Origin of the sequence: Pseudomonas reactans (assembly GCF_013385825.1) — a bacterium.
Classification (GTDB): Bacteria; Pseudomonadota; Gammaproteobacteria; order Pseudomonadales; family Pseudomonadaceae; genus Aquipseudomonas; species Aquipseudomonas reactans.
This window is the reverse complement of the sequence record NZ_JACAPG010000014.1, coordinates 144,429-169,532: the sequence shown is the minus strand read 5'-3', so window position 1 is coordinate 169,532 and position 25,104 is coordinate 144,429. Positions and strand designations below refer to the sequence as shown.

Annotated in this window: 31 protein-coding genes and 1 tRNA gene; 12 read left to right on the top strand and 20 right to left on the bottom strand. The window is 58.3% G+C overall.

The annotated features are described in order from the left end of the window. Positions 1-3: 3 nt before the first annotated feature. The 18 genes from HX868_RS17315 to HX868_RS17230 form a co-directional block, all read right to left on the bottom strand. Entirely contained in the window at positions 4-195 is a 192-nt protein-coding gene (locus HX868_RS17315) for a hypothetical protein (RefSeq protein ID WP_177003720.1), read from the bottom strand. A 46-nt stretch (positions 196-241) separates the two neighbouring features. Then, positions 242-817, bottom strand: a complete 576-nt coding sequence (locus tag HX868_RS17310) for a phage baseplate assembly protein V (protein WP_177003719.1) — start codon at positions 815-817, stop codon at positions 242-244. Continuing rightward, on the bottom strand, positions 814-1,332 hold the full coding sequence (locus HX868_RS17305; protein WP_177003718.1) for a hypothetical protein: 519 nt from the start codon (positions 1,330-1,332) through the stop codon (positions 814-816). The genes HX868_RS17310 and HX868_RS17305 overlap by 4 nt, the downstream gene beginning before the upstream one ends. Continuing rightward, positions 1,325-1,981: a hypothetical protein gene (locus HX868_RS17300; protein WP_177003717.1), complete on the bottom strand. Its 657-nt coding sequence runs from the start codon at positions 1,979-1,981 to the stop codon at positions 1,325-1,327. The genes HX868_RS17305 and HX868_RS17300 overlap by 8 nt, the downstream gene beginning before the upstream one ends. Next, complete coding sequence (locus tag HX868_RS17295; RefSeq protein WP_177003716.1) at positions 1,978-2,298, bottom strand: head-tail joining protein; 321 nt, start codon at positions 2,296-2,298, stop codon at positions 1,978-1,980. The genes HX868_RS17300 and HX868_RS17295 overlap by 4 nt, the downstream gene beginning before the upstream one ends. Positions 2,299-2,300: 2 nt before the next feature. After that, positions 2,301-3,296 carry a major capsid protein gene (locus HX868_RS17290; protein ID WP_177003715.1) on the bottom strand — a complete coding sequence of 332 codons (996 nt, stop codon included), beginning with the start codon at positions 3,294-3,296 and terminating at the stop codon, positions 2,301-2,303. A 62-nt stretch (positions 3,297-3,358) separates the two neighbouring features. Continuing rightward, complete coding sequence (locus HX868_RS17285; protein ID WP_177003714.1) at positions 3,359-3,697, bottom strand: head decoration protein; 339 nt, start codon at positions 3,695-3,697, stop codon at positions 3,359-3,361. Further along, positions 3,694-4,836, bottom strand: coding sequence for a head maturation protease, ClpP-related (locus tag HX868_RS17280; RefSeq protein WP_177003713.1), 1,143 nt, complete (start codon positions 4,834-4,836; stop codon positions 3,694-3,696). The genes HX868_RS17285 and HX868_RS17280 overlap by 4 nt, the downstream gene beginning before the upstream one ends. Then, positions 4,833-6,314, bottom strand: a complete 1,482-nt coding sequence (locus HX868_RS17275) for a phage portal protein (RefSeq protein ID WP_177003712.1) — start codon at positions 6,312-6,314, stop codon at positions 4,833-4,835. The genes HX868_RS17280 and HX868_RS17275 overlap by 4 nt, the downstream gene beginning before the upstream one ends. Then, entirely contained in the window at positions 6,314-6,520 is a 207-nt protein-coding gene (locus HX868_RS17270) for a phage head-tail joining protein (RefSeq protein ID WP_177003711.1), read from the bottom strand. The genes HX868_RS17275 and HX868_RS17270 overlap by 1 nt, the downstream gene beginning before the upstream one ends. Position 6,521: 1 nt before the next feature. Next, on the bottom strand, positions 6,522-8,522 hold the full coding sequence (locus tag HX868_RS17265) for a phage terminase large subunit family protein (protein WP_177003710.1): 2,001 nt from the start codon (positions 8,520-8,522) through the stop codon (positions 6,522-6,524). A gap of 3 nt (positions 8,523-8,525) precedes the next feature. Further along, positions 8,526-9,122: a terminase small subunit gene (locus tag HX868_RS17260; RefSeq protein WP_177003709.1), complete on the bottom strand. Its 597-nt coding sequence runs from the start codon at positions 9,120-9,122 to the stop codon at positions 8,526-8,528. Positions 9,123-9,341: 219 nt separating this feature from the next. Further along, a complete protein-coding gene (locus tag HX868_RS17255) occupies positions 9,342-9,686 on the bottom strand; it encodes a phage holin family protein (protein ID WP_003172128.1) in 345 nt (114 codons plus the stop codon). Positions 9,687-10,213: 527 nt separating this feature from the next. After that, a complete protein-coding gene (locus HX868_RS17250) occupies positions 10,214-10,573 on the bottom strand; it encodes a PA0613 family protein (protein WP_177003708.1) in 360 nt (119 codons plus the stop codon). Then, the gene (locus HX868_RS17245) at positions 10,566-12,782 is read right to left on the bottom strand and encodes a VapE domain-containing protein (protein ID WP_177003707.1); all 2,217 of its coding nucleotides are present in this window, start codon (positions 12,780-12,782) and stop codon (positions 10,566-10,568) included. Before HX868_RS17245 ends, HX868_RS17250 begins: the two co-directional genes overlap by 8 nt. Continuing rightward, on the bottom strand, positions 12,772-12,999 hold the full coding sequence (locus HX868_RS30815; protein WP_177003706.1) for a TraR/DksA C4-type zinc finger protein: 228 nt from the start codon (positions 12,997-12,999) through the stop codon (positions 12,772-12,774). The genes HX868_RS17245 and HX868_RS30815 overlap by 11 nt, the downstream gene beginning before the upstream one ends. Beyond that, on the bottom strand, positions 12,992-13,510 hold the full coding sequence (locus HX868_RS17235; protein ID WP_069672307.1) for a phage regulatory CII family protein: 519 nt from the start codon (positions 13,508-13,510) through the stop codon (positions 12,992-12,994). Before HX868_RS17235 ends, HX868_RS30815 begins: the two co-directional genes overlap by 8 nt. 328 nt (positions 13,511-13,838) lie before the next feature. After that, a complete protein-coding gene (locus tag HX868_RS17230; RefSeq protein ID WP_177003705.1) occupies positions 13,839-14,072 on the bottom strand; it encodes a hypothetical protein in 234 nt (77 codons plus the stop codon). A gap of 98 nt (positions 14,073-14,170) precedes the next feature. On the opposite strand from HX868_RS17230, the gene HX868_RS17225 reads away from it, so the two are divergent. The 12 genes from HX868_RS17225 (at position 14,171) to HX868_RS17170 (ending at position 23,473) form a co-directional block, all read left to right on the top strand. Next, positions 14,171-14,818, top strand: coding sequence for a LexA family protein (locus HX868_RS17225; protein WP_177003704.1), 648 nt, complete (start codon positions 14,171-14,173; stop codon positions 14,816-14,818). 33 nt (positions 14,819-14,851) lie between these two features. Beyond that, the gene (locus HX868_RS17220) at positions 14,852-16,525 is read left to right on the top strand and encodes an ATP-dependent nuclease (protein WP_343048264.1); all 1,674 of its coding nucleotides are present in this window, start codon (positions 14,852-14,854) and stop codon (positions 16,523-16,525) included. A gap of 271 nt (positions 16,526-16,796) precedes the next feature. Beyond that, a complete protein-coding gene (locus HX868_RS17215; RefSeq protein ID WP_177003703.1) occupies positions 16,797-17,378 on the top strand; it encodes a hypothetical protein in 582 nt (193 codons plus the stop codon). Positions 17,379-17,387: 9 nt separating this feature from the next. After that, a complete protein-coding gene (locus HX868_RS17210; protein ID WP_177003702.1) occupies positions 17,388-17,672 on the top strand; it encodes a phage antirepressor KilAC domain-containing protein in 285 nt (94 codons plus the stop codon). 155 nt (positions 17,673-17,827) lie between these two features. Beyond that, on the top strand, positions 17,828-18,154 hold the full coding sequence (locus HX868_RS17205) for a pyocin activator PrtN family protein (RefSeq protein WP_177003701.1): 327 nt from the start codon (positions 17,828-17,830) through the stop codon (positions 18,152-18,154). 48 nt (positions 18,155-18,202) lie between these two features. Then, positions 18,203-18,790, top strand: a complete 588-nt coding sequence (locus HX868_RS17200) for a hypothetical protein (RefSeq protein ID WP_343048263.1) — start codon at positions 18,203-18,205, stop codon at positions 18,788-18,790. Beyond that, complete coding sequence (locus tag HX868_RS17195; RefSeq protein ID WP_177003700.1) at positions 18,787-19,008, top strand: hypothetical protein; 222 nt, start codon at positions 18,787-18,789, stop codon at positions 19,006-19,008. The genes HX868_RS17200 and HX868_RS17195 overlap by 4 nt, the downstream gene beginning before the upstream one ends. Continuing rightward, positions 19,005-19,547 carry a phosphohydrolase gene (locus tag HX868_RS17190; RefSeq protein ID WP_177003699.1) on the top strand — a complete coding sequence of 181 codons (543 nt, stop codon included), beginning with the start codon at positions 19,005-19,007 and terminating at the stop codon, positions 19,545-19,547. The genes HX868_RS17195 and HX868_RS17190 overlap by 4 nt, the downstream gene beginning before the upstream one ends. After that, positions 19,544-20,080, top strand: a complete 537-nt coding sequence (locus tag HX868_RS30810; RefSeq protein ID WP_246355539.1) for a hypothetical protein — start codon at positions 19,544-19,546, stop codon at positions 20,078-20,080. The genes HX868_RS17190 and HX868_RS30810 overlap by 4 nt, the downstream gene beginning before the upstream one ends. Further along, entirely contained in the window at positions 20,077-22,170 is a 2,094-nt protein-coding gene (locus tag HX868_RS17180) for a DNA cytosine methyltransferase (protein WP_177003698.1), read from the top strand. The genes HX868_RS30810 and HX868_RS17180 overlap by 4 nt, the downstream gene beginning before the upstream one ends. After that, on the top strand, positions 22,170-22,406 hold the full coding sequence (locus tag HX868_RS17175; RefSeq protein WP_025856662.1) for a DUF4224 domain-containing protein: 237 nt from the start codon (positions 22,170-22,172) through the stop codon (positions 22,404-22,406). Before HX868_RS17180 ends, HX868_RS17175 begins: the two co-directional genes overlap by 1 nt. 2 nt (positions 22,407-22,408) lie before the next feature. After that, entirely contained in the window at positions 22,409-23,473 is a 1,065-nt protein-coding gene (locus HX868_RS17170) for a tyrosine-type recombinase/integrase (RefSeq protein ID WP_177003697.1), read from the top strand. A 41-nt stretch (positions 23,474-23,514) separates the two neighbouring features. Here the strand turns inward: HX868_RS17170 and HX868_RS17165 are convergent, their stop codons facing one another. Both HX868_RS17165 and HX868_RS17160 read right to left on the bottom strand, forming a co-directional pair. After that, a complete protein-coding gene (locus HX868_RS17165) occupies positions 23,515-24,528 on the bottom strand; it encodes a DUF3800 domain-containing protein (RefSeq protein ID WP_177003696.1) in 1,014 nt (337 codons plus the stop codon). A 339-nt stretch (positions 24,529-24,867) separates the two neighbouring features. Further along, positions 24,868-24,941 (bottom strand) — tRNA-Cys (locus HX868_RS17160). Positions 24,942-25,104 lie beyond the last annotated feature (163 nt).

The window sequence follows — 25,104 nt, the reverse complement described above, 5'->3', positions numbered from 1 at the left end:
GGATTACTCCTGCACCAGTTCCGGGTGGGTCTTGAGGAAAGCGAATTGCTCTTCGGTGGCGGCCGTCACGCTGGCCTTAGTCACGGCCAGCGCGCTGCCATCGGGAAGTATCAGCGTGCGCGACGTGTAGAGCGTGTCGCGAAACACGCGGCCTGGCCCAATCTCGTCCTGGCTGTCGGGTTTGTTCTTGCTCATCTATGGATGCTCCTAAAACAAAAAACCCGCACTAGGCGGGTCTGGATCAGTGTTTATGGTTCGGTGTGTTGCCGCCGACGTCGATGACCTTGCCGGCACTGTTGATGTCGCCGGTCGTATTCAACTTGCCGTTAATCTGGGTTGTACCGTCGATGGTGACAGCCCCCACCAGATTGATCGCGCCCGATACCAGTCGTGTGCTGTCCGGTGTCATCTCCAGCACCGAGCCACCGACCTTGACCGTGACGGTGCCCGCCGGCAGATCGATGGTGTAGCTATGGGCCTGCCAGTCGTAGACGAGAGAGCCCCCATCATCAAAACGCAAAACCTCGACATGGTCGCGGTTGTCCGGTTGCGCGCCGGCATTGCCGTACAGACCGGGGAGGAAAGTACCCATCGCCGCCTCCCCGCTGGGACTGATCAACGCGCCCTGCTCGCCCAGGCTTGGCACGCGCCAATGGCGCGCCTTGCCGGCGGCTTGGCTGTGCCAGCGAACCCACGCGCTAATCCAATCGCCCGACTGCACACGCACCATGGCGGCAGGCAAATCTACCGCCACCACAACGCAGGGCATCACCGTGGAAGCGATCATCCGATCATGCTGAGCCGTGGCGTAACTCATTGCAGATCCCCCGGCTTGATCTGCCCGACACCCGGCCCAAGGTCGATGACCAGCGAGCCTGGTGGCTCATCCGGCCACGGCCACTCCTCAACGCCCAGGTAAACTGTCTGATCCCACTCCACCAGCCAGACGAAATAGCCGTCCAGTTCGGGCTTGGTCCAGTCCTGGGTGGAGCGTACGAACTGCGCGCAGTCGACCTCCAAGCCCCAGCTTTGCCCGCGCAGAAGCACCGCCAATTGAGACGCCAGCTGCACAGCCTGACGTTGCGGGTCCGTGCTGATCGAGTCGACGATGATTCGCGCCTCGAACTTGCAGGTCAGCGATGTTTCACCGGTACCGGTGTCCTGCGCCGGCTCCATCTCGGCCATTTCCAGCAGCACCACGGGCGTAGGAAGGGTGGTCTCCGCCGACAGATCCGGCCAGAACGACACGCCCTGAATCCCCGGTAGATGTTCCTGCAGGTGCTGCTCGATGGCCCCATACAACTGGTCGAGGCTGAAAGGCTGATCAGACACGGGCGGTCCCCTTGAGGTACTTCTGCAGTTCAAAGTTGAGTTCTTGCTTGAGGATCTCCAGCAGTATTTCATCGGCGCGTTTGACCCAGCTATCGAAGTGCGGTCGCACCTGGTCAAGCGACACCTTGGCTTTCGCCAGCGGAAAGCGGTTGTCGCTTTCTGCGATGAAGCCAGAGCTGCGCCGCCCCTGTGTACTGCCGGGGTAGTCCGCGGCGTTGAAATGCTTGCTCGACGTGCGGATCCAGATATCAGGACTGCCCCCATACACCTGCTTGAAGAACGCGCCCTGGTAACGTCGCCCTGCCACCGACACACCGGCACGGGTTTGCCGAGCCTTCCCGATGCGACTGGCCTCGATAGCGTTGACCCCGAACCACAATTTGCCGCGCGTCGCACCGCCGCTGACCGGGTACGCCCGAAGGCGTTGCCGGACGGCACCGATGGCGATCCGCTCCTGCTTGCCCACGGCGCGGGCGATGTGGGTGCGTAACCTGCCCAGCGTCTTATTGATCGCTCGACGCTGGGCCGCTGCAGCAGCCTTGGGCACTAACAGCCCGAACTCGCGTAGCGCCTGGGAATGCACCGCTGACGGCTGGATGTTGAGCATCCCGCTGTCCCGCGTCTTATGTACGTAGCTGCCGACGCTCATGCACGTTTCCTCAAGATCAAGGCCACCAAGCCATCGCCTCCAGGCGCCAACTGCAGCAGGTCGTAGTCGCCACCGCCATCCAGCGACGGCAGGTCTACAGTGACGCGCAACCCATGCTTCAGCCCGGCCGAATCCTTCACGCGAATCTCAAAGCGAGGTTCTCGCAGGCCAGTGTGGACCTTGCCGAATTGCGGTTGCTTCCACGGCGCCGCGAACATACCCAGCACCGGTTCGGCGCGGCCTTCGATCAGGGCGCTGTCGCCCAAGGTCTCGAACACCACGTCGTCGATGTCGTCGATCAGGTCGCGGAAGGCCACAGTCACATCTCCAGCAGAATCTGCGCCCGAGGTCGCGTGCACAGGTGCAGCGGGTTGGACTGGGCCTCCCCGGCCACGCCCTTGTTAAACGGCAGCGGCTCGATCTTGCTGTAGTACGGAATGCCCTGGGTGTTGACCGTTTCCATGTAGTCAGCCGGGGCAAAGCGCGAGATATACAGTTCAGGCACGCCCTCGGGGATCAGCAGCGCCTTGTCGTCGTGGACAAACGAAACGCCTGCGATCTTGCCCCGATAGCGCTCCCAGATAATCCCGCCGAACTCAAAGCTCTCACGAGCATCACCGCGCAAGGCGGCGGCTTGCTGGCTATTGAGGTAAGTCTCTTTGACTGAGCGGTGGACGATCAGCTTGTTCCAGTAGTTCTTGCCGCACAAAGCACGGGATCCGGTGCTGGTGATGCTGCCCAGAGCATCCTCTTGCATATCCAAGGCTTCGCCGCATTTGACCCGCAGCTCAGTGTCAGGGCTGTTCAGGCCCATCGAAAGCTTCTGACGATTCACACCGAAGGTTTTATAGATGTCCAACAGGACCGTCTTGCCATCGGCATCCAGCACCTGGCCGTTCAAGGCGCCCATACGCTGAAATTCGTGGGTGGCGTCCAACTGTCGCCGGGCCTTTGCCAGTTTCTTGTTAACCACATCCTGCACCGACTGCAACTCGCTACGGGTGCCAAAGGCACGGATGCCCTGAATCTCATCTGCGGTGATGGTGAATCGTTGCGGCAGGTGCACGGTATTGAACGGGATCAATTGACGCTTGGTTCCGCCGACCACCTGGCCCGAGGTGCCGCGCTCACCCGATGCCACCAGGGCAAGGGTGTCGCCGTCCTTCTCGATCTGCACAGTCAACGTGCTGATGCCCTCTTCGTGGAACAGACCCAGACTGCTGATGCGGCCCGGCAGGTATTCCTGATCATTGATTGCAGCGGTCAACGAGGAGACGCTGAACGCGTCGTCTTCAAAAATAGCGATCTCAGCCATGGGGTACTCTCCAGAAATGAAAAATCCCGCACTCGGCGGGATGATTGAACAGGGGGATCGCCTTAGCGGACGATCACGAAATGGGACGCCAGGGCCTTTTCGGCGGCCGGGTCTAGGCCGGTCAGGTGGGCTTCGCTGACCTCGGCCAAGCGCACGACAGCACGACCGCGACGAGGAACATCGGACTCGCCCAGCGGGCCGTAGAGGATCGCGATGGCGTTTTCGGTGCCGTCCTCGGCGGTTGGTTTATAGGGCGCAAATTCGCTGGTGGCGGTAATCAGGCCCAGGATCTGGCCCGGCTCAAGTGCAGCACCAGCGGCGACGTTGATCGCTTCGCGGGAAATGTTGCCAGCGCCTTCGGACAGCAGGAACTCTCCCGCGTGCATCGATTCAGTTTTCATGCTCTTGCTCCTTTCGAGGTTCCGTTCTGAGCCGCCTGACGACTGCTCCAGATTGTTTGGGTGTCGACCTGCTTGGCCTTGACCGTGGGTTCAGGGTCATTGTCCAGCGGCAGACTGTTGTTGATTTCAAAGCCGCCGCCACTGCTCACCAGCTTGTCGAACAGGCGCGCCCTGACCGCAGCTTCATCCAGACCAGCTGCGATGAACTCGCCAGTCAGCTCAGGTAGCCGTGCAGCAACGCAGAGGCCGTGAAGGGCTTTAGCCCTGCTCAGCGCCGCCGTGACTACCGCTTCGCTCTCTAGCTTGGTGGTAGCGAGAAGCTGCTCTACCAGGTTGCTGATGCCGGCCGCCGCACAACTCTTGGTGACCAGCAGTGCCAATCCGGCGGCGTCCAGCACAGGAGCCGGATCAGGCTGAATAACTGGCTCTTTCGGTTCGGCATCCGGCTCTTCATCCAGCTGGGCGAGCAACTCAGGCGGTGCATGCTGGAAACGCTGGAGCACGCTGCCTTGGCCGAGGCAAGCGCTGACCTTGAGGCCGTCACCCACTTCATCTGCCAGACCCAACGCAACTGCTTCATTGGCGGTGAGCCAGGTCTCGGCGTTGACCATGCGCCGCAGCTCGGCTTCGTCGATGTCCGGCGCCTTGGCTTTGTAAGCCGCGATGATCGCTTCCAGGGTCTGATCCAACACATCAGCGACACGACGAAAGTCCTCAGCATCGCCACCGGTAAAGGTGTAGGGGTTGTGGATCATCAACAAAGCGTTGGCAGCGATCACCACCCGGTGAGCGCCGCACACCGCGACACTGGCGGCGCTGGCCGCCAGCGCATCAATGCGCCCGGTACAGCGCTCGCCCAAGCGCGACAGCGCGTTGTGGATCGCCAGGCCGTCAAACAGATCGCCGCCGATACTGTTGAACGCGACGATCACCGGTGACGCGCCGTCATCCATGGCGCGCAGATCTTGCACAAACTGATTGGCGGTGACGCCCCAGGCGCCGATCTCCCCGTAGACGAAGATCTCGATGTTGCGCTGTTCGGCTTCGCCGCTGGCCTGGAAGGTGTACCAGCTCTTGTCGGCCACCTTGACCTGCTTGCCCGCCTTGTCATAAACGCGGGGCTTCGTCTTTTTGCTCATAATTGTTCCTTGTCATCAATCGGCTCGATGGCATCAAGAGTCGTGTAGTTGAGGCCGAGGTCCGTGGACCTTGCGAGGTCGGCGGCGTTTTCTGCGTCGATGGTTTCCGCGTCGTAACCGTTACGCAGACACATTTCACTGCGCGAACCAAAGCCCGCCTGCACTTCCATCCGCCGTGCCTGCACGTCCTGCACCGGCTGGATGTAGGCCCAGCCTTGCGGCACCCAACGCGTGCGCAGGTATTCGCGTCGACGTTGCGCGTAGTCCTCCAGCACCAGGGCGCCGGACAACACCGCCATATCCATCCAGGCAGCACGCACAGGGCGACACAGCTGGTGCACATACACACCGAATTGCAGTTGCTCCAGGCGTCGCCGGAACTCGTTGAGCACCACCCGCAGCGCCCGGTCGTTGACCTCGCGCATGTCGCCGGTGAGGATCTCGTAGGGCGTGCCCGAACCCGCCGCAGCAGCCATCAGCTGCTGCCGCATAAAGTCCGGGTAGTTGTTGCCGGCGTCCGGTGGTTTGGAGAACTCCACCTCTTCACCTGGCGCCAGCTCCTGCATCGTGCCCGGCTCCAGGGCAACCATCGGCGTGAAGCCGTCGCGGTCGGTGACCAGCAACTCTCCGGTCACGGGGTTGCGAGTCTGCGGCCCCGCCTCTGGTGCAGGTCGCTTGATGAAACCGGCAAACAGGTTCGCCACTTCCTGGCGGAACAACACGGCGTCATCGTAGTTGTCCAGGCTGCGCAGGCGCTTTAACACTGGCGCCAAACGCGGCACTCCGCGTAACTGTCCCGGCTCCATGGGTTCGAAGATGTGCAGCACCTGTGCCGCCGGTACACGCACTAACTGGTTGTATCCGGCATTCAAAGACGATGAATCGCGTGGATGCGACCGATACATCCAATACGCCACACGCTTGCCGGCCGGGTTGAACTCGATCCCGGCGCGGATCACGTTGCCGTTTTTGGCGGTCTCGAACTTGTCGTGGGGGACAAACTCCGGGGCCAGCGCCTGCAGCTGCAACGGCACAGCCAAACCTTCGCTCGGGCTGCGCGGCCGTAGCCGCACAAAGCACTCCCCGGCTGTTTCGACAGTGCGCGCCACCAGGGCCTGCATGCCGTAGAAGTCGGTCAGCTCGTCGGCGTCCGCCTCATCCACCCAGTCATCCCACAGCTGCTGTTTCAGCTTGCGCAGGGCAGCGTCATCCGTGGTCGGCCTGGGCGTGATGCCGGTACCAATCAGGTTGCTGACACGCTTGTCGATGACGTTGAACGCGTACGGGTCATTGCGCACCGCCGCCCGCGAGCGAGCGCGCAGGTTACGCAGGGCTGGAGTGTTGATGCTGTTGATGCCGTTGTCGCTGGCTTCCCAACTGGCCGAACGCCGGCCCTCCCCGGCGCCTTCGTAACTGGCCTTGATGTTCGACGGCAGCAAGAATCCGTTACGGGTTAGCGTCGGATAATGTCGGGCCATTAGAGTCCTTTGCCTCCGTGGAAAAGCCGAACCACGCGAGAGCGCGGTCCGGCGGCTTGGCTCAGCGACGTGCGAATCTCGTCGCGGGCCTTGAGCAGTTCGTCAATGGAGCGGTACTCCACCGTGCGGTCGCTGTAGCGCACGGTCTTTTCACCGCGTGCAATGGCGCGCTCGATGGCTTCGAGGTGCTTCGGGGTAAACGACATATCAACGTCTCTTCAGGTAACCGCTGGTGGAGCTGCGGCGTTGTGGGGGTGCGGCGGGTCGCGGTTGGGCGACCGGTGCAACGGCCTGCGGCACCACTTGCGGTGTCGCGGGAGCCTGCTCGGCGACCGTGACACGTTCGGCGGCGACCACCTTTTCATCGAACAAACCCGCCTGGGCCAGCGACTGTCGCACCCGCTCCCAGTCGTGTTCCTGGTATCGGTTGATACCGAGGTAATGCGCCATTGCCAGGCAGTACACCATCAGGTCGAGCGCCTCGTTGCGTTCGGCCTTGCCCTTGACCCACTCGATCCGCTTGTAGCCTTTGACGTATCGGGCGATCTTGCGCTCGGCCACGCACTGGGCGAAGAACTCGTCCGGCAGGTCGTTGGCAAAGTGCAGCGAGCCGGGGCCGTCCTCGAAGGCGTAGCGGTTGTAGATCCAGTCCTTCGCGGTGTCGGTACCGACAAACCACAGCTCGGCACCGCCACGTTCGGTTTGGCCCTTCCAGGTCACGTCGACCATGGACGGCCGCTGAGCAATTACCGGCTTGCCGGGCTTGCTCGCCCCCTTGAGTGCGAACACGTTGCGCCACCGCCGTACGCGGCAGAACTGGTACACCTCATCGGTGTGGTGACCGCCGGAGTCGACGCCTGTTGCCAGGATCGCCAACGCGACACCGCACGGGTGCCGGTACCGGGCCTTGAGCTTCTCGTCCAACACCGCCCAGGTGCGTTCGTCGGCAGGATCGCCCCAGATCACCTGGTGGTCGATCACCCAACGTTCCATGCCGACGCCAAAGCCCATCACCATCAGCTCCAAGCGGTTGGCTTGGACGTCGACAGAGCCCGTCAGCATCATTACGCCAACCGGCATGCTGCCGAGGGTGTAGATCTCCAGCCGCGCCCGAGCGATCAGCACTTCGGCCTTGGTCTGCTCTTGCGCGCTGTCCCAGACCTTGGCGAGACGGGTGTTGTAGAACACCTGCATCAGGCCCATGTCGCCCTTGGCCTGGGCCTTCTTGGCGTCTTCGAATTCCTCGGCCAGCGAGGGCCAGTCCTTCCAGCCAATCGGTGAATACAGCGCGTTGAGGTGGAAGCCCACCGTCTTGCCATCGCCGTTGCCATGGGCGCGCCATTCGCCACGGGCAAGCATGTCGGTCTTGTGGTGTTCCTCGATCAGCACATCGCACTCAGGCGCGGCGCACTGGTAGTGAACCGTGCTGTAGTCCTTGTTGTAGAACAGTCGCTCCCACTCCAACACCTGCATATGCCCGCAAGAGGGGCATGGCACGTAGTAGTAACGCTGGTCGCTGGACTCGAACAGGTCTGCGATCCGCGAAGCGCCCTTGATCGTCGGCGAGCTGGAGAAGTAGATCTTCGCGTTGCGGCCAAAGTTGGTAGCCCGCGTTTCCGCCAGCACGATGGGGTCACCTTCCTGGCCGACATCGTTCTCCCAACGGTCGACCTCGTCGCCGTAGATGTAGCGCGCCGAAAGCTCCGACAGGTTGGCCGCAGAGCCCGCCGTGGTGACGTACAGGGCGCCCCCCTCGAACTCCTTGGTGTCCATGGTGTTGCGGGCGTCCCGTGAGCGGCTGGCTGCCACGCGTTTTGCCAGCTCCGGCGTTGCCTTGATGGTCTTGCTGATCCGCCCGGAGACGCGCTTGGACAGGCTCAGGCTGGGCAACAGCGCCAGGATGTTGGACGGCGCCATGTGGATCAGACCGCCCATCCAGTTCAAGGCGATCTGCGTTTTCATCAACTGCGAAGCCACCATGGTGACGACTCGTCGGCACGGGTGGGCCGGAGACAGGCAGCGCATGGGTTCGCGAGCGTAAGGCGTCCGGTCCGTGCGGTACTGGCCGGGCTCAGGGGCGCCGGTGTCCCGTGGGATGCGCATGTATTCGTCGGCCCACTCGTCGATCCACAGGTCTGGGTCAGGACGTAGCCCACGGAAATACGCCTCACGGTACGCACGGTCACCGTCAGGAAATTCCGTGGTCATAGGTCAGCTCGTTGTCATCGCTCGTTCAAGGTCGGAGGAGGACATGCGCTCAGCGTCCTCAAGTGATTTACGCAGTGTCGCCGTCAGGTGTTTTTCGATGTCCCAAGGATCAGCCATCGTTGCCAACTTGTGCGAGAGCTGCGGCAGCAGGCCGAACAACTGGTCGCGCAGATGGCGCCCCGCGTTATAGGCCCCCAGCTCAACCGCGTCCCTGGAAACCAGCGAGCCCTGCGCCTTGTGCAGCTCGATCTCGGCCAGTTGCGCCAAGTTGTGTTCGCGCATGGCGCGAGCCTTCTGGAAGTCGTGGCCCTTGGCGGTGATGGGCTGCTGCGGCGCAGCCGTGTTAGTCGGCTCAACTAGGGAGGACAGTTGACTGTAAACGTCACGCTGGATCCGGTCCTGCTGGTGTCGAGCCGCGACGGCGGCCTTGCTGGGGTCGGCGGTTTCGAGGATCAGCGCTTCGGTTGCCAGCACGTCGACCTTCTTGCCATCCGGCGACAACACCAGGCGGTTGTTGTCTTTGAGCCAGGTGATGTAGCTCGGCGTCCTGCCGATGCGAACCGCGAAAGCGCTTTTAGACAGGAACAATGGATCCGTCATAAGCCCTCCTTTTCAACGGCTTTTCAATGGAAACCTTTCAATTTCAATGGATTGAATTTCAGTAAGCTGGCAGCCCACCGGCTAACGCTTTCCCGCGGGTTTCATGCCCCGTGTCCCTCGAATGCCCCCAGGGTCCCCGGCGAATTTTCGGTGCTTCATTTTGGTGCTTCATTTTGGTGTGAAACGCTACAGGCCACGTATTACGTGTCCTCCAGCGACTCACGCCTGACCACTGCCCGAGGGCGGCACATCGCATACGCCCAGGCGCTTGGCAGCCCAGCGTTCGTACAGGCCGATGGCAACATCGGCGCCGGCCATCGCAGTGAGGCAGCCGATGCTCCCCGCCGCCAGGACCGACATGCCCGAAGCGTGCAGCAACATCATGGTCGAAAGCCCGCAGACCACGCAGGCCCCGGATCGAAGCAGCAAGCGGCGAACCAATGACCAGCCGCTCACCCCCGCCTTGTCGGCCCGCCATGCTTCGCCGGAAATGCCGCCGATCAAGGACAGTAAGATCACCATCCAGATCGGCATCTCAATTAGTGCCTGCTGCTCGTTCGTCATCGCCCTACCCCATAAACGCAAAAACCCGGCGCAATGGCCGGGTTCAGTGTGGTGGTGAGTCCCGCTGCTTGCGGTCGCACCTATCGAAGATGGGTACTTTTTACAGGTCGATTCCGGTGGCAGCAAGGGAGTTTTAATGCCATGGCGCAATACGGGTGCAATATGGGTAGGACGCAGGTGTAACGCAGGGACAACGCATTCAATCGGCTATCGCTTCTGGTGCCCCGTCCTACCTGTCCCACTATTCTGGATCGAAGTTGGACAGCTACAGGCGCCTAGATTCGGGGCTCAGCCCTACTGTCCTACCTTTATTCCTTTTCTCTTGTGTATAGAGAGAAAGCTAAAAGCACGCGTGCGCGCCACGGGCGCGACTACGTACCCGCTATGCTCATCTATGCGTGGGGCGGTTGAAGGTTGGACGGTAGGACAGCCCAGCAACGGCGCGGCCTGCGCCTGTCCAACTGCGCTAAATGCGAGTTGGACAAGGCGGGACAGTAGGACAGAGACACGCGGAGTGACGCCGAGGGTCATGCAGCCTGCCCCATCAGCATGTAGTAGATATGCAGGTGGGCTTCGTGCAAACGCTGGTAGTAGGTGTCTCGCCCACAGTCGCAATGGGCATACTTCAAGCGCATGTCGGTGTCGTGGTTGCAGTAGTGCTCACGCACAACCTTCACCAGTAGCGGGTCTAGGTGCTTGGTTACGATCAGCTCAATATCCAGCGAGCCCTCCAGCGGCGCACGAAACGCTCGCCGACCGCGAATCAACTGACCATTGCTCTCCATCATCATGGCAACCATGTTGCCGCCAGCGAGCCCGCCCTTGGTAAAGTCGCTGTGCAACTCTTCTGCCCACATCCGTAGGCGCGCATCGATCTCTTTAATCAAAGCATGGCTCCTCGATCACCGATTGCGCCAACGCAGACGCACGCCCCCAGCCCGCAGGCTTTTCATAGGCCCATGGCCGCACGCCGCTTTTCGGCAATGCCGGCATACGCCGCTTGCGCCAACCCAGCCGATGCATGATTGCCCCGACACGCATCTGCTCAGGCTTGCCCCAATGACCGAAGTCCAGCTTGAGCGCCTGGGTGAGGATCTCGTTGCCAGTGGCGGTCTCGCCGATCTGCGACTCTTCCATCCAGGCCAGGATTGGCCCCTCCCATTCGTCCACCACGAAGCGCTCGTCTTGGGCCTCAGCGAACATCTTGGATTCGTCTTTGTTCACCCACCAGATATCGCCGGCCTCGAAGCAGAACAGCGCCTCGGCCCATAGCTGATCGCGGATCTCGCGCAGCTGCTCCAGGTCGACCTTGTTGCAGAACACCGGCCAGTAGCGGCGGTTGCCCGTGGCGTCTTTGAGGTATTCCTCTTGGTTGGTGGTGCCCACGAAAACACACTGGCGTGGCACGTCATTCGTTCTGCGGCCGTAGCTCTCGCGGTAGGTGTCGGTCGATGCAGAGAAGAATTGCTTGGCCTTGGTGCTTTCGGCCTTGTTGAAGCTGTCCAGCTCGCCCAGCTCGACGATCCATTTGCCGCGAATCGCTTGGAAGCTGTCCTTGTCGCCGAGGGCAAACGGCGTGTCCATGAACCACTCGCCGCCGAGGACACCCATGGCCGTGGACTTACCTGCGCCCTGCCCGCCTTCGAGGATCATCACCGAGTCGGCCTTGCAGCCAGGGCGCATCACCCGTGCGACCGCAGAGATCAGCCAGCGCTTGCCGACCTTGGCCGAGTACTCGCTGGCGTGTACGCCCAACACATCAGTGAGCCAGGTTTCGATGCGCGGTACGCGGTCCCACTCCAGCTTCTCCAGGTACTCGCGTACCGGGTGGAAGGCGTGGTCGTGGGCAACCACGCTGACCGCCTCGATCACATGGGACGCCTTCACGCGCAAGTTGTACTGTTGGGCGAGCCACTTCATCACGCGCATGTCGTCGATATCGGCCCAATCGCCAGCACCGCCGCCGAAGGGCGCAGACCGCAGCTTCACGATCTTGGAGCTGAACACGCTGTAACCGATGACACCGGCCCAGCGCTCATCGTTACCCAGGATCAGCTCGACGTTTTGCATGTGCGCGATCAGGGAGCCGTTTTCGGTGCGGGCGAGCTGGTCTTTCCACCCACCCGCTGCAGGAGGCTTGACCACCGCGAGCACCTGGCGGCGGACAGCTTCCAAACCTTCGGCGACGTGCAGGTCGTTGAAGTCGGTCCACTTGATCTCGCGCTCGCCGGAGAATACAGGGGCAACCACCTGGCCGCCGACAACCAGGCCGGCGTTGTTGGCCTTTTCTTCGCCAGGGTTCCAAGGGTCGCCATTCGGGCGTTTTGTCTTCCAGTCATCATCGCGACAGATGATCAGTGGGCAACCGGGGAAACGCTCGCGCATGGCCTTGGAGACCGGCAGCAGGTTGCCCGCGTCGAAGGCGATGGCGACGGTGAGCGAAGTCGCCATGTGCAGGCTTGCGCCCGTGGCGTAGCCCTCACACACCAACACCGGCTCGCCCGGTTCAGGATGTGGGCCGATCAGGTGGAAGGCGCCTTCTTTCGACATGCCGTAAGGCCAATACGCTTTGTCGCGCCCGGTGTCCTCTTGCTTCGCAGGAAAGATCACCTGCAAGCCGACGATCTGGTCGCGCACGTTGCACATGGGCACTAAAAAAGCGCCGGTACGCGGCGCATAGCGAATCTTGAATCCAACGATCTGCTTTCGATCCAGATAGGCGCTCTTGCCCTTTTCGGGCATGCGTTTGAACAGGCCGGCGGCGCGGTTGGCTGCTCGGCGGGACGCGTTGGCCGCGATCTCGGCGGCCTTGCGTTTGGCGTCTTCCTGCCGAGCACGCATGACATCGCGCTCTTCGGGGCTCATGCGTCCGGTTTTGACCTTGATCTTCTGGGTAACGCCAGAGCGCCAGTCACCGAAACTACCGAAGATCAGGATCTCGCTCTTTTCGGTGCGGTGTTCGTGGATGACGTACCAGCCGTTCTTTTCCTTGCCCTTATCCTGGGTGGTTTTGCAGCGGGTGAGCTTGCCGAATACGAGGGGTTGAGCGGGTTCGAGACCGTAGTCTGCGAACTGATTGAGCACGTCATCGAGCATAACGGGAAGCCCTCAGATCGTCAGCAGTTTTACACCCAATGCAGAGCGTGCAACCGGGTTGTGCCAAGCGGCGCGCCTCAGGAATAGGTACGTCGCATTCATCACAGAACATCAGGGAGTGCTGTGCCGTGCTGGACATCAGCGTCAGGCGTGCAGCCAAGGCTTGATCGATCCGTTCCTGCACCAGGTCATTTGCAAAGTCAGCGATATCAGCCACGTTCCACCCCGCGAGTCGTCTGGTTGACGTAGCGGGCGCGGTTGTACATCCCCAACAATCCCTGGATACCGCGAAATACCAACTGGCGAATCTCGGCCAGCTCACCGTCATCGACCTTTCCATCGCCAATATGCTTGGCCCAGGTCTCGGACAGATCGGCAACCTGCCGGAAGAACTGCGCAATCCCCGTGGTGAGGGTTTCAGGCATGTCGTTGGTATACGCCTCGGCCAGCTCCTGCCAAATCGTGTCGCCGACAAGGCCGTGCACCGCATCGAGAATGCGACGGTCCTTTGTCAGCTCGAGGATCTCGCCGAACTCCTGGACATTGACGGTGTGAGAGGGATGGGTAGGAGACAACTTGTGCTGCAACGTGGTGGCATTCCGACCGGTGGTGGCGGCGATTGCTGCGGCACCGCCGGGATAGTCCCGTGCGGCGTGATACAAGGCTAATTCGAGCGTCAGTACTTCCCTTTGCGCTCGATCAACACAGCTTAAAGCTACTCGGCTCATGGCATTAATCCTACTAAGTTGCCAGTGCCCCGCGACATGCAGTGGTGTTACATTTGCCGCGTGGCTTGAAAGGGCCCAAACGCCGGCTAGATCTGTGGATCAAAACCGGCACCGTGCCGAGGCGAACAATCCGTTGCTCACCTCTGGCGCAACAGCTGCCTAATCTGTGGTGGAAAAGGCAGCAACCCAAGACATCCGTGTCTTGGCAGCGCGGTAAAGAGAGGTGGTTTGCATGTGGTGTGCCCACCTACCTTCGTCGCGACTCGACAGCACTGTGGTGGTGTGTGCCGGGAGGAACTGGGCGGCCTTTGGGTCGCCTTTTTTCTTCCTAAGCAGCTCTGTCTACCGCTGGCTCCTCCGTAATACCGAAATGCTCCAAAACTTCAGCGAGCGAGACAGAACCTTCACTTTCGCGAGCCAATGCCTTAATCAGCGAAACGCTGGGGTCTTTGCTCGCGTATTTAACGTGAAGGCGGAGATAGCTCAAGGCAATGCTGCAACGGTCGGCATAAGCCGTGAGCGCTTTGGTGTCCATATCGTTGATGTATTCGCGCAGTTTCATGTCGTATTCCTCTCAGACGCAAATTAACCCTTAAGGTTATTTTTTGCAATACCCACAAGGGCATTCACCTTCAAGGTTAATCGATCCAGAATCGAAAAATGAAAATTTCAGATACCCGCCTCCAGAATTTCCGCAGATTACTGACGGAGAGAAAGCTTCGTCTCACAGATATCGCCGAGTTGTTGGGGAAGGCACCAGCTCAAGTCAGTGCTTTTGGCGGAAAAAACCCTACGAAAGGCATAGGCGACCAGATCGCAAGAGAGGTTGAAAAAGCTTTAGGCTTACATAGTGGCTATTTGGATATGCCCTACGGGATCGGCGAGTTCACTAACGCTACAGTTTTGAGTCACACCGGTAGGAAGCTGCCCGTAATAGGGTCAATTGCCGCAGGAGCATGGTGTGAACCAGATACTGTATTTGACCCAAGAGATGCTGAGGAGTGGATAGATGCGCCTGGACCTGTAGGACCACGAGCATTCATCCTGCGTGTCGAAGGTATGAGCATGGAGCCCAAATTTTTTGAGGGTGACAAGATTGTGATTGACCCGTCCCTGGAAGCTTTGCCAGGGCATTTTGTAGCGGCAAAAAGGACGAGCGATCAATCTGCAACGCTCAAACAATTGAGACAAGAAGGATCAGAACAGTTTTTATACGCGCTAAATCCTGACTGGCCAGAGCGAATCATTCGTATGACCGAAGAATGGAGCATTTGCGGCAGAGCTAGGTGGAAAATCTCAGATTTATAAATATTTCTTGTGTTTACTAAGAAGGGACTCGTTGTGATCATAGAATCTTTTCAGCTTCACTCTGGCCGAACTCCAGTTAACGCATCTGAACCAATAGTTGCTACACCCGTCACTGTTTTTGTAGGCCCGAACAACTCCGGAAAAAGCAAACTCCTTTCCGAAATCTCACAATTTTGCAACTCGGGAATTCTTCCGCACTATATAATTCTTAAAAATGCTCTCATCAAGCGCTCAACCCCTGAAGACGCTTTAAAAATAATAAATGAAGTACTGATTACCAATCCAAGCAACCCTGCCCCTCAAGGTCATGACCATATAAACATTAGGCAAAAGAACGGAAGCGCAACAATGCCATGGGCTTCATTCTTCGAAGCAATTAAAGACCCTCAGACTTATCAGTCAATTTACTGCAATCATTACTTATTTCACCGAACAACTATTCTAGACGGTAGCAATCGCATTAACTTATGCAACCCTCAGTGTGCGGGAAATTTGTTAGAACACTCACACAACAGCTTTACTATTCTTTTTAAAGACGACGCAAAGAGAAAAGAAGTACGTCGAATCATATTCGAAGCATTTGAAACATATTTTGTGATTGACCCAACGGACATGGGTACTTTTAAGATCCGGTTATCTGACATCCCCCCACCGTCCGAGGAAGCGGAGCGAAGCCTAAGCGCTGACGCCTTCGAGTTTTACGGTAATGCAGGGCTAATTTCTGAGGCTAGCGATGGTGTTAAGGCGTTTACAGGGATCATCACTGAGCTGATAGCCGGTGATCCAAAGGTCTTACTTGTCGACGAACCTGAAGCCTTCCTCCACCCTTCTCTGGCTTCAAAGCTTGGAATGGAGATGTCGAGAGCTGCATCAAAATCAGGAAAAAATGTTTTTGTCTCCACTCATAGCCCTGCCTTTGTAATGGGGTGTATTCAGTCCGGCACACCAATTAATATTATCCGACTGACATATAGAGACGCCACTGCCACCTCAAGATTACTACCTAGCACCGAATTACTTGAACTAATGCGCCACCCATTACTTCGATCAACGGGTGTACTTAGTGGGTTATTCTACGAGTTCGTCGTGGTTACCGAATCAGACGCGGATCGAGCATTTTACCAAGAGATTAATGAGCGCCTTCTTCAATTCAAGCCGGAATGGGGCATACCAAACTGCCTATTTATTCATGCACAGAACAAACAGACAATCCCAACTATAATAAAGCCACTTAGAAAGCTGGGAATACCAGCTGTCGCGATAGTAGACGTGGACGTACTGAAAGAAGGAGGCAAGAACTGGTCAAACTTCCTAGCAAGTGCAAATATACCAGAGCTAGCTCACAACCATATGGCAAGTGCACGAACAGCAATAAATACCGCACTAAACGCTACGAAAAAGAACATGAAGACAGATGGCGGAATATATATACTACCGAAAGATGAGTGTGAGGCAGCTCAAAATTTATTAACACAATTGAATCAGTATGGAGTGTTTACAGTACCTATCGGAGAGCTAGAATCATGGCTAAAACCGCTTTGTGTTTCTGGGCATGGACCTAGCTGGTTGATCGATATGTTCGAGCGCATGGGCGAAGACCCCAAACATCCTGACTATGTGAAACCTAGTGACACGGACGTATGGGAGTTTATGCGCGATATAAAGCTATGGCTCACAGATCCAAAAAGAAAAGGGATCGCAGCTTAAGCCAGATAAAAATACCCGAAAGGTTATTTTTTTGATGCAGAAATAAACCTACAAGGTTAACATCGCCTCACTCTTCCACCACAGAGCGAGGCAACACCATGCACACCACAGCCACCCTGCACGTCCACCCGGCCGCTGCAAACCCCTTCCGCATCTTCGAAATTCGCCGCCTAGCGCAAAATTGCGGATGCACCTTCATCGCGTTTAAACCCAAGCTGAAACGACTCCCCGCGCCTGCCCCATTCGATCCAAACGGTGGAGGGCACGCGGCATGAAAAAGTACAAACTCGACAACCGCACCCTGACCCTGCTCAAGGCCCAAGTCAGCCTGACCAAGACCTTTAACCACCTCTTGCGCGCCGAAACGCAGCGTGAGGCCCTGGCCTTTCGCCTGAACGTTGAGCGCCGAAAAGTCGACACGCACTTCACCGTTGAGCTGGGAAGTGAACGCCACACGCTGACCCTGACCAACACCAAGAAGATGCATCTAAAGCTTGCGGACTTCATTGAGGAGATCGTCAACGGGCCAACCACCCCAGCCGATCCATCGTCCCTGCCGCACGCAGACCGCCGGTACGGCGTGTTCGAGGCTGAACACAAGCAGCAGGTATTCGACCTGGTGCAAACCGGCGGCGCTCTCAGTCTCGATATGGGCTTCGAGCAACCGATCAACTTGGCAATACACCGCAGCAAAACCCGCGCTGGCATCACCACCATCATTAGCATCGGCGTCAGAAAGCCGCGTACCAAGTGCTTCACGGTGTACGGCAGCGACGTGGAGATCTACTCCATGGTGGCCGAGTCCATCACCCATCTGGCTGCCGTGGCGACACCCACCGCGCATGCAGCCTAGGAGGCCGAGATGGAACGTAGCCTGGCAAAAGCCGCCAAGTACTTTGGCCTCACTCGCCCGAAGCTGATCGGGCTCATGCGTCAAAAGGGCCTGCTCAACGACCGCAACCTACCGGCCTTCCCAGTGCGGGACCGCGAGTACCTGCGAGTCAAGGATGGCAACTGGTACCACGAAACCTCCGGTATGCAGTACAGCCAGTCCACCAAGATCCGCCAAGCCGGCATCCGCTGGCTCGCCGAACAGTTGGGCCTCGAACTGCCAGACATCCCGGCAGACAACCGTGATGTGGCCTAGGGAGTACGCCCGCCAGATCGTCGCCATGCACACACGCGAGGAGCGCAACGCTGCGCTCCTCGAAGTGCCGGAGCACCTGCGGGAGCTGACCAAACGCCATTGCCTGATTGCCTGGAACCACCCTTCACGACTCAAACGCAAGGAGGCCGCTGCACATGAGCAACACCAGCCAAACACCGCTACGACTGCAACCCGCACCGGATAGCGCGACCGTCGAGATGCTGCACCAACTTTTCGGGGACGTGCTTATCCCCCTGGAAAAGCTGCGCGCGCACTACTTCAAGAACCTCAACGAAAAAAACTTCACCGAGGCGATCAACAGCGGCCGGATTCAACTGCCAGTGACCACACTGGACCACAGTGTGAAGGCGTTGCGGTATGCCCACATCAAGCACGTTGCGGCACTGATCGACATCCGGGCCTACAAGGCAGACGAGGACATGCCGAGGCCTCCAAACGATTTAACCGAGCAAGACCAGTAACCAAACGGCTGCCACCACCAGCCAACGAAACAGCCAGGAGCACACCACATGACAACAATTCAAATCTGCGCATTGATCAGCATCATTTTCGCAGCAGCGATCCTCTATTGGGTCGGCTATCGGGGAGGCCTGATTGATGGACGCATCGAAGGCATGGATGAAGGCAAGGCTATTCAGCAATCAGATAGCTCAGGCGCCATCCGGAACCTGGAACTAATGCTTGAGCAAGCCCAGACTCACCACAAGCAACTGTTTGACCACTACAAACAGGCATTGGATGCATCGAAGCTGGGGGAGCCGGCCCGCCAGACGCTGCTGGACATTGCCGACAAACTGCGGATTGCGGCGGAAACCTTCAGTGCGTTTCGCACCGGTAAAAAGCTAGAGCGCGACTCACTTACCCTCCGCGACCAAGCGCTCGCCATGGCAGCTTTGCTGAACCCAGCAGCAACAGAAATGGCCGCGACTGAAGTGAATAATTCGACCACTGAGGCCCAGACCCGCCGACTAGTGATCGGAGAAAGCCCGAAGATAAAAATGTGTCCGAAAGACGCCGAAAAAGCGGCTCTTTATTTTCAATCAACTCACCAAGATGCCGTCGCCCAACAAAACAAAGCTTGTGGCGGTGACGTATGAGCCAGGCCATTCCGATGCTGCGCCTAACGCCACAGGCCGCCGGCACACTGCAACAGCAACATGCAAAGGCCACCAAGGATCTTCGCACCCTGACCCGCTACAGCAAAGAGTTCGACCGCCAGTTGAAAGCACTGGTCGGATATGAAGCTTTGCGCCAATTGCACAAGGCAACCGACAACGCCTTACTGCTGGCCGACCTGAGGAGGGAGGCCGCATGAACTGGATCCTCACCTCCAGCGGCAAACGCTTCGACTTGTTCGAGCCTGACGCCGACATGATCGACCCACGGGACATCTCGCACGCGCTGGCCCACCTGTGCCGATTCAACGGTCACACCCGCGAGTTCTACAGCGTGGCCCAACACAGTTGCATCGTCGCCGCGCTGGTACCGGAAGAACACAAACTCACGGCCTTACTTCACGACGCCACAGAGGCATACCTGGGTGACATCACCCGCCCACTCAAGCAGTGGATGCCAGACTACCGGGGCTTTGAGGACGTGATCTGGGGGCGCGTTTGTGAGCGCTTCGACCTGGCATTGGATCTTCCTGCCAGCGTGCACCAAGCCGACCTGATTGCACTGGCGACCGAGCGACGCGACCTCATGCCAACCGATCCGGCTATCTGGGATTGCTTGGTCGGTATCGAACCCATGGTCGAAACCATCCGCCCATGGCCTGCCGCCGAAGCCCGGCTCACCTACCACCAGCGGCTGATGGACCAACTCGCTATCGAACATCGGAGAAAAGCGGCATGAAGAACCACCAGGATAACGCCAATGCACAGCCCGCTTTGCTCAGCGCTGTAGGTGGGGTCAACACGCTAGAAACAAACAGTCTCTGCTGCGCAGCAGCAGGCATTATTGCCCCTTCCAGCGCCACTGCCGAGGCACTTATACCCCACGAAAAGCTGCGCGGGGCAGCGCTCGCCGATGCAACGCTAAACGCTCAGGCACGCCCGCTCGCGCAGCCTGTTAAGGGGTATACGCACCTCCCACTCTTCTCGCCCACAGCACAAGAACAGGCCGTGATCAGCGCGCCCTGTGTTCTGGCCTCATCCTTACGAGAGGCCATGGAGAACACGGCGGCTAGTGGCAAACGATGCGCACTGACGATTGGCGACACCCTACTGCAGGTGAGCTACCACGGGATTAAGTGGTATCACAGCCTAATTACTCAAGGTCAGAGCAGTCTGCCGCTGACCATCGAAGAGTTCGACCAGATCGTGACCAGGGCCCTGGGCATCGAGGCCGCTCAATGTGTCGCACAAACCAAGGCGGTGAACCCATGACCTCACTCAATAAACCGCCATTTAACTTCAAAACGCAATATAGCCTTGGTTTCTCCACCCAGGACGACGAGATCGTTGTCGACTTCTTCTGCGGTGGTGGTGGTGCCGGTACCGGCCTGGAAATGGGCCTGGGCCGCACGGTGAACGTGGCGAAAAACCACAGCCCCCAGGCGATCAGCATGCACACCGTGAACCATCCAGGCGCCAAGCACTTCACCACCGATGTGTTCGAGGGTGATCCTGACACCGAATGCGGCGGCAAGGCCGTGGGCTGGTTCCATATGTCGCCGGACTGCACGCACCACTCCCAGGCCGCCGGCGGCCAGCCGCGCAAGCGCGAGATCCGTAACCTGTCGTGGATCGGCCTTAAGTGGGCAGGTATGAAGCGCCCCCGGGTGATCAGCCTGGAAAACGTAAAGCAGATCCTGCAATGGGGCCGGCTAATCGCCAAGCGCGACAAGGCCACCGGCCGGGTGGTGACCCTTGACCAGGTGCCGCATCCAACTAAGAAAGGGAAAACCATCAACCGGGTGGCAGCGCCTGGCGAACAGGTGCCGGTGTCCAACCAATTTCTAGTGCCGGACCCGAAACATCGCGGCCGCACCTGGCGCCGTTTCGTGGCTCTTCTGGAAGGCATGGGCTATGTGGTGGAGTGGAAGGTGATCAAGGCGTGCGACTTCGGCGCGCCGACCAGCCGTGAGCGCCTGTTCATGATTGCGCGGTGCGATGGCCGCCCGGTGGTGTGGCCGGAGCCGACCCACGCGAAGAACCCGGCCAAGGGCCAACAGAAGTGGAAGACCGCCGCCGACTGCATCGACTTCACAGACCTGGGCAAAAGCATCTTCGGCCGCAAGAAAGACCTGGCCGACGCCACCCTGCGCCGAGTCGCCAAGGGCATGAAGAAATTCGTCATCGACAGCCCGGCGCCGTTCATTGTCCCGATTGCGAACTGGTCGGGTGAGTCGGTGCAGTCCGCCGACGAGCCACTGCGCACGATCACGTCTTACCCCAAGGGCGGCGCGTTCTCAGTGGTCAGCCCGGTGATAGCGCCGGCAACGCACCAAGGCAGCGACCGGATCAACGACCCGCTCGAACCACTGCCTACGGTGACCTGCGCGAATCGCGGCGAGCTGACGCTGATCAGCCCCACGCTGATTCAGTCGGGCTACGGCGAACGCCCAGGGCAAGAGCCACGAGTACCGGGCGTGGATCTACCCCTGGGAACGGTTGTCGCCGGCGGCGTGAAGCACGCACTGGCTTCGGCCTGCATCGTACAGGCCGGCCACGGCGAGGGATCCGGCGCAACCAAGCGCCGCTCCCATGGAGTGAACGACATCTGCGGCCCAGTGGGCACCATCACTGCCAGCGGCGGCGGGCAGTCCGTCAGCGCCGCGGTGATGATCCAGGCAAACGGTGGGTTCAATACCGTGCACGCCAAGGACATCCGCGACCCAATGACCACGGTGACCAACACCGGCAGCCAGCAGCAACTGGCGACGGCGCACCTGGTACACATGCGCGGCAACTGTGATGCGCGGGATGCGAATGACCCGCTGCACACCATCAGTGCCGGCGGCCAGCACCACGGTCTGGTCAGCGCGTTCATGGAGCGGGCATTTGGTGGAAGCGTAGGCCAGGGCCTGGAAGAGCCGGCGCCGACCATTACTGCCGGTGGTGGCGGCAAGAGCTCGCTGGTGTCTCTCACCCTGTCGCCAGAACACGAAGCGGGCGCCCTGCGCGTTGCCGCCTTCCTGATCAGCTACTACGGAACTGAAAATGTTAGCGCTTGCGATGCGCCGGCGCCGACGATCACCACCAAGGACCGCCTGGCCCTGGTCACGGTAATGGTTCAAGGCACGCCCTACGTGATCGTCGATATCTGCCTGCGGATGCTCAAACCGGCGGAGCTGTACAAGGCCCAGGGCTTCCCAGCGGACTACCACATCACGCACGGCGCCGACGGCAAGCCCTTCACCGTCACCCAGCAGGTGCACATGTGCGGTAACAGCGTCAGTCCGCCGCCGATGGCAGCACTGGCCCGCGCGAATGACCCGTGGGAAATCACCCTGCAACAGCGGGAGGCAGCATGATGGAATTCCAAAGCGAGACCCTGGCGGACGAAGAGCTGGCCACCATCACGGGCTATCAGATCCCTTCCAAGCAGATCCAGTGGTTGATCGATAACCATTGGGAGCATGTTCTTACCGGTGCCCGGCGCCCGATCGTGGGCCGCGTCTATGCCCGAATGAAACTCGCAGGGGTCACACCTTCTGCCGTGAACCCAGCGGCCGAGACCTGGACGCTCGACTTGGCGAACGTGAGCTGACGATGCGCCAGAAATCATCAGCGAACCGGGATTTGCCTCCGCGCATGATTCGACGATGCCAACCGCGAAAGAACGGTACGGTCTGGGTGGGGTACTACTACAACGGCAGGGACGCCAATGGCAAACGCAAAGAGATTCCCCTTGGCGGCGACTTAGACCAGGCGAAAGTTGAATGGGCCAGGCTGGAGCGACGGGCACCACCCAAGCCCAGCCACTTGCTTGGCTTTTTGTTCGACCGGTACGTGAAAGAGATCATCCCAACCAAAGGGGTCCGCACGCAGTCCGACAACATGAAGGAACTCAAGCAGCTCCGGAAAGCATTTGAGAAAGCGCCCATCGACTCGATCACTCCGCAGGTGGTTGCCCAGTATAGGGACGCCAGGACAGCGAAGGTCAGGGCCAACCGCGAAATCGCACTGCTATCGCATATGTTTACGATCGCACGCGAGTGGGGCCTCACCAACAACGCGAATCCATGCTTCGGTGTACGCCGCAACAAAGAGACTCCGAGGGACTATTACGCCGGCGACATCGTGTGGAATGCAGTGTACGAAGCGGCAGTGCAGGAACTCAAGGACGCTATGGACCTTGCCTACCTGACTGGCCAGCGCCCTGCCGACGTGCTGAAAGTGGCAACAACTGATTTGAACGCTGGATTCTTGATGGTCAAACAGGGAAAGAGCGCGAAGAAACTGCGCCTGCGCCTGGAGGATGATGGCGTTGAGTCAGGGCTGAGCGCCTTTATCAGTGACCTGCAGGAGCGCCGGGCTTTGAGTGGCATTAAGACATCGAGACTGATCACCAACACCTCCGGCCTACGAATGAGCCAGCAGATGCTGCGCAATCGCTGGGACGAAGCCCGAGAGAAGGCTGCCATCAAAGCCGGCGCCGACGGCGACACTGCCTTGGCTGTACTGATCCGGCAGTTCCAGTTCAAGGACATTCGACCGAAAGCAGCGAGCGAGATCGAGCCGGCACACGCTAGTCGATTGTTAGGTCATTCAACTGAAGAAATGACTCGAAAGGTTTACCGAAGAGTTGGCGAGATCGTAAAACCCACGAAATGAACCTCTGCAAATAAAACTGATGCGCCGAAAACAGCACCACATCAAACAGCGCGCCGTTGTTGCTTACGCATCATCCTCACTAGAGTGGCGGTATATGCATCAATCGCCACTTCATTACCAAGAGTTAGGAGAAGCAGTGGAAACTCTTGTTTCGGTCTCTGAATCATTAAACGACCCAAAAAAGCAGCGGCTCTGAGATTATCCTTAAACCCTTTCCGCAGGCATCTTCTTAATCCAGCACTAAGTAGATCTGCCAGCTGCACACCAAAGCTAGTTTTAGAGTCTATAAAATTAATGTCATCTCTGAAGATCTTCCCAATATTTAAGGCGCCCGTGGACTCCACATCAATTCCATAGCTTTCTTTCAAATAATCAGGACCCTCCCCATCCTTGTAAACAAAATCAGCCATGTGACTGTAATCAAAATCTGTAACCGTAATAATCGGATCAGAAATAGACATAGTTTGGAGATAGGCAGGCAATAGCTTTTCAAATGCTGATTCGTACTCAGTCTTTTTTTCGAGAGCCTTACCATCAACCCGCCAGACAAACGAGGATAGGGTCTCTGGTTCGTGCTGAGCGTAATAAAGCACAGACTGCCAGACTACAAGCTGCATTAGTGATATCTGACAAATGAGTTGTATATGGAGTTGATCAGACAAATTTCGAACTTGGTCTGCAGCATTCCGCACTGCTTGACGGCCTTCTTCATAGTGCATCTTCTCGACATTCGCAAGCAACCCATTAACAGTAGATGCTTTGTGATCCGCTAATGCTTCGGGTGTATTTGTATGAGCGTCGGTGACAGCACCGTAAAGAGTGCAACTCGTTTGAGCCAAACGAATAAGAAGTCTAAAGTAGCTCATCTCATCGACCACCTCACCAAGCTTCAACTCATCGCTTGGCGGACAGCCATTTTCTTTTTTGAAATCTATTAGAGCGCATTCGGCCTCTTCTAAAAAACGCTCCGGGATTACAAGTGCACAAATTGAATTCCACGCAGACTTTTCCGGGGTATAAACAAAACTCCCTGACTCATCGATAAATATATGCATACCTCTCCCTATGTGTCCCATACGTAATATTGTTGCCTTCTCGAGCAGCCCCACCGACTGTCGGCACATGCCATCATGGCAGCCGCCCGAGAAAGTCTCAGCGCGCAACATTCTCGTCAAGCTATTTGATGTGCTCAAACAGTGAGGACGCGCCTCGTGAACCGTTCAACTATGCGCCACCCCGGTAGCGTACTGAGCGCTTGTTAAAGTCGATCTTGACGCACTGTATTTGTCGAAAGGGACCAAGGTTGCGGAAGGCATGTCAAAAGTTGCGGAAGGGATCATAAATCGCAGGCAATAAAAAACCCCGTAGACCATTGATCTACGGGGCTTTAAGAGTGGAGGCCGAGGTCGGAATCGAACCGGCGTAGGCGGATTTGCAATCCGCTGCATAACCATTTTGCTACTCGGCCTCAAACGATCAATGTCCTGACTGCTGACACTCACCGCATAAAAACTTGAGTGGGCTGTAAAACCCTGCCTCTACTCTAACTCATTGAATACATTGAAGTTTTTAATTCTTCGTTGCGTTCGATGGGCGCCATTATGTACGTATTTGCCAAAGCGTGCAACCCC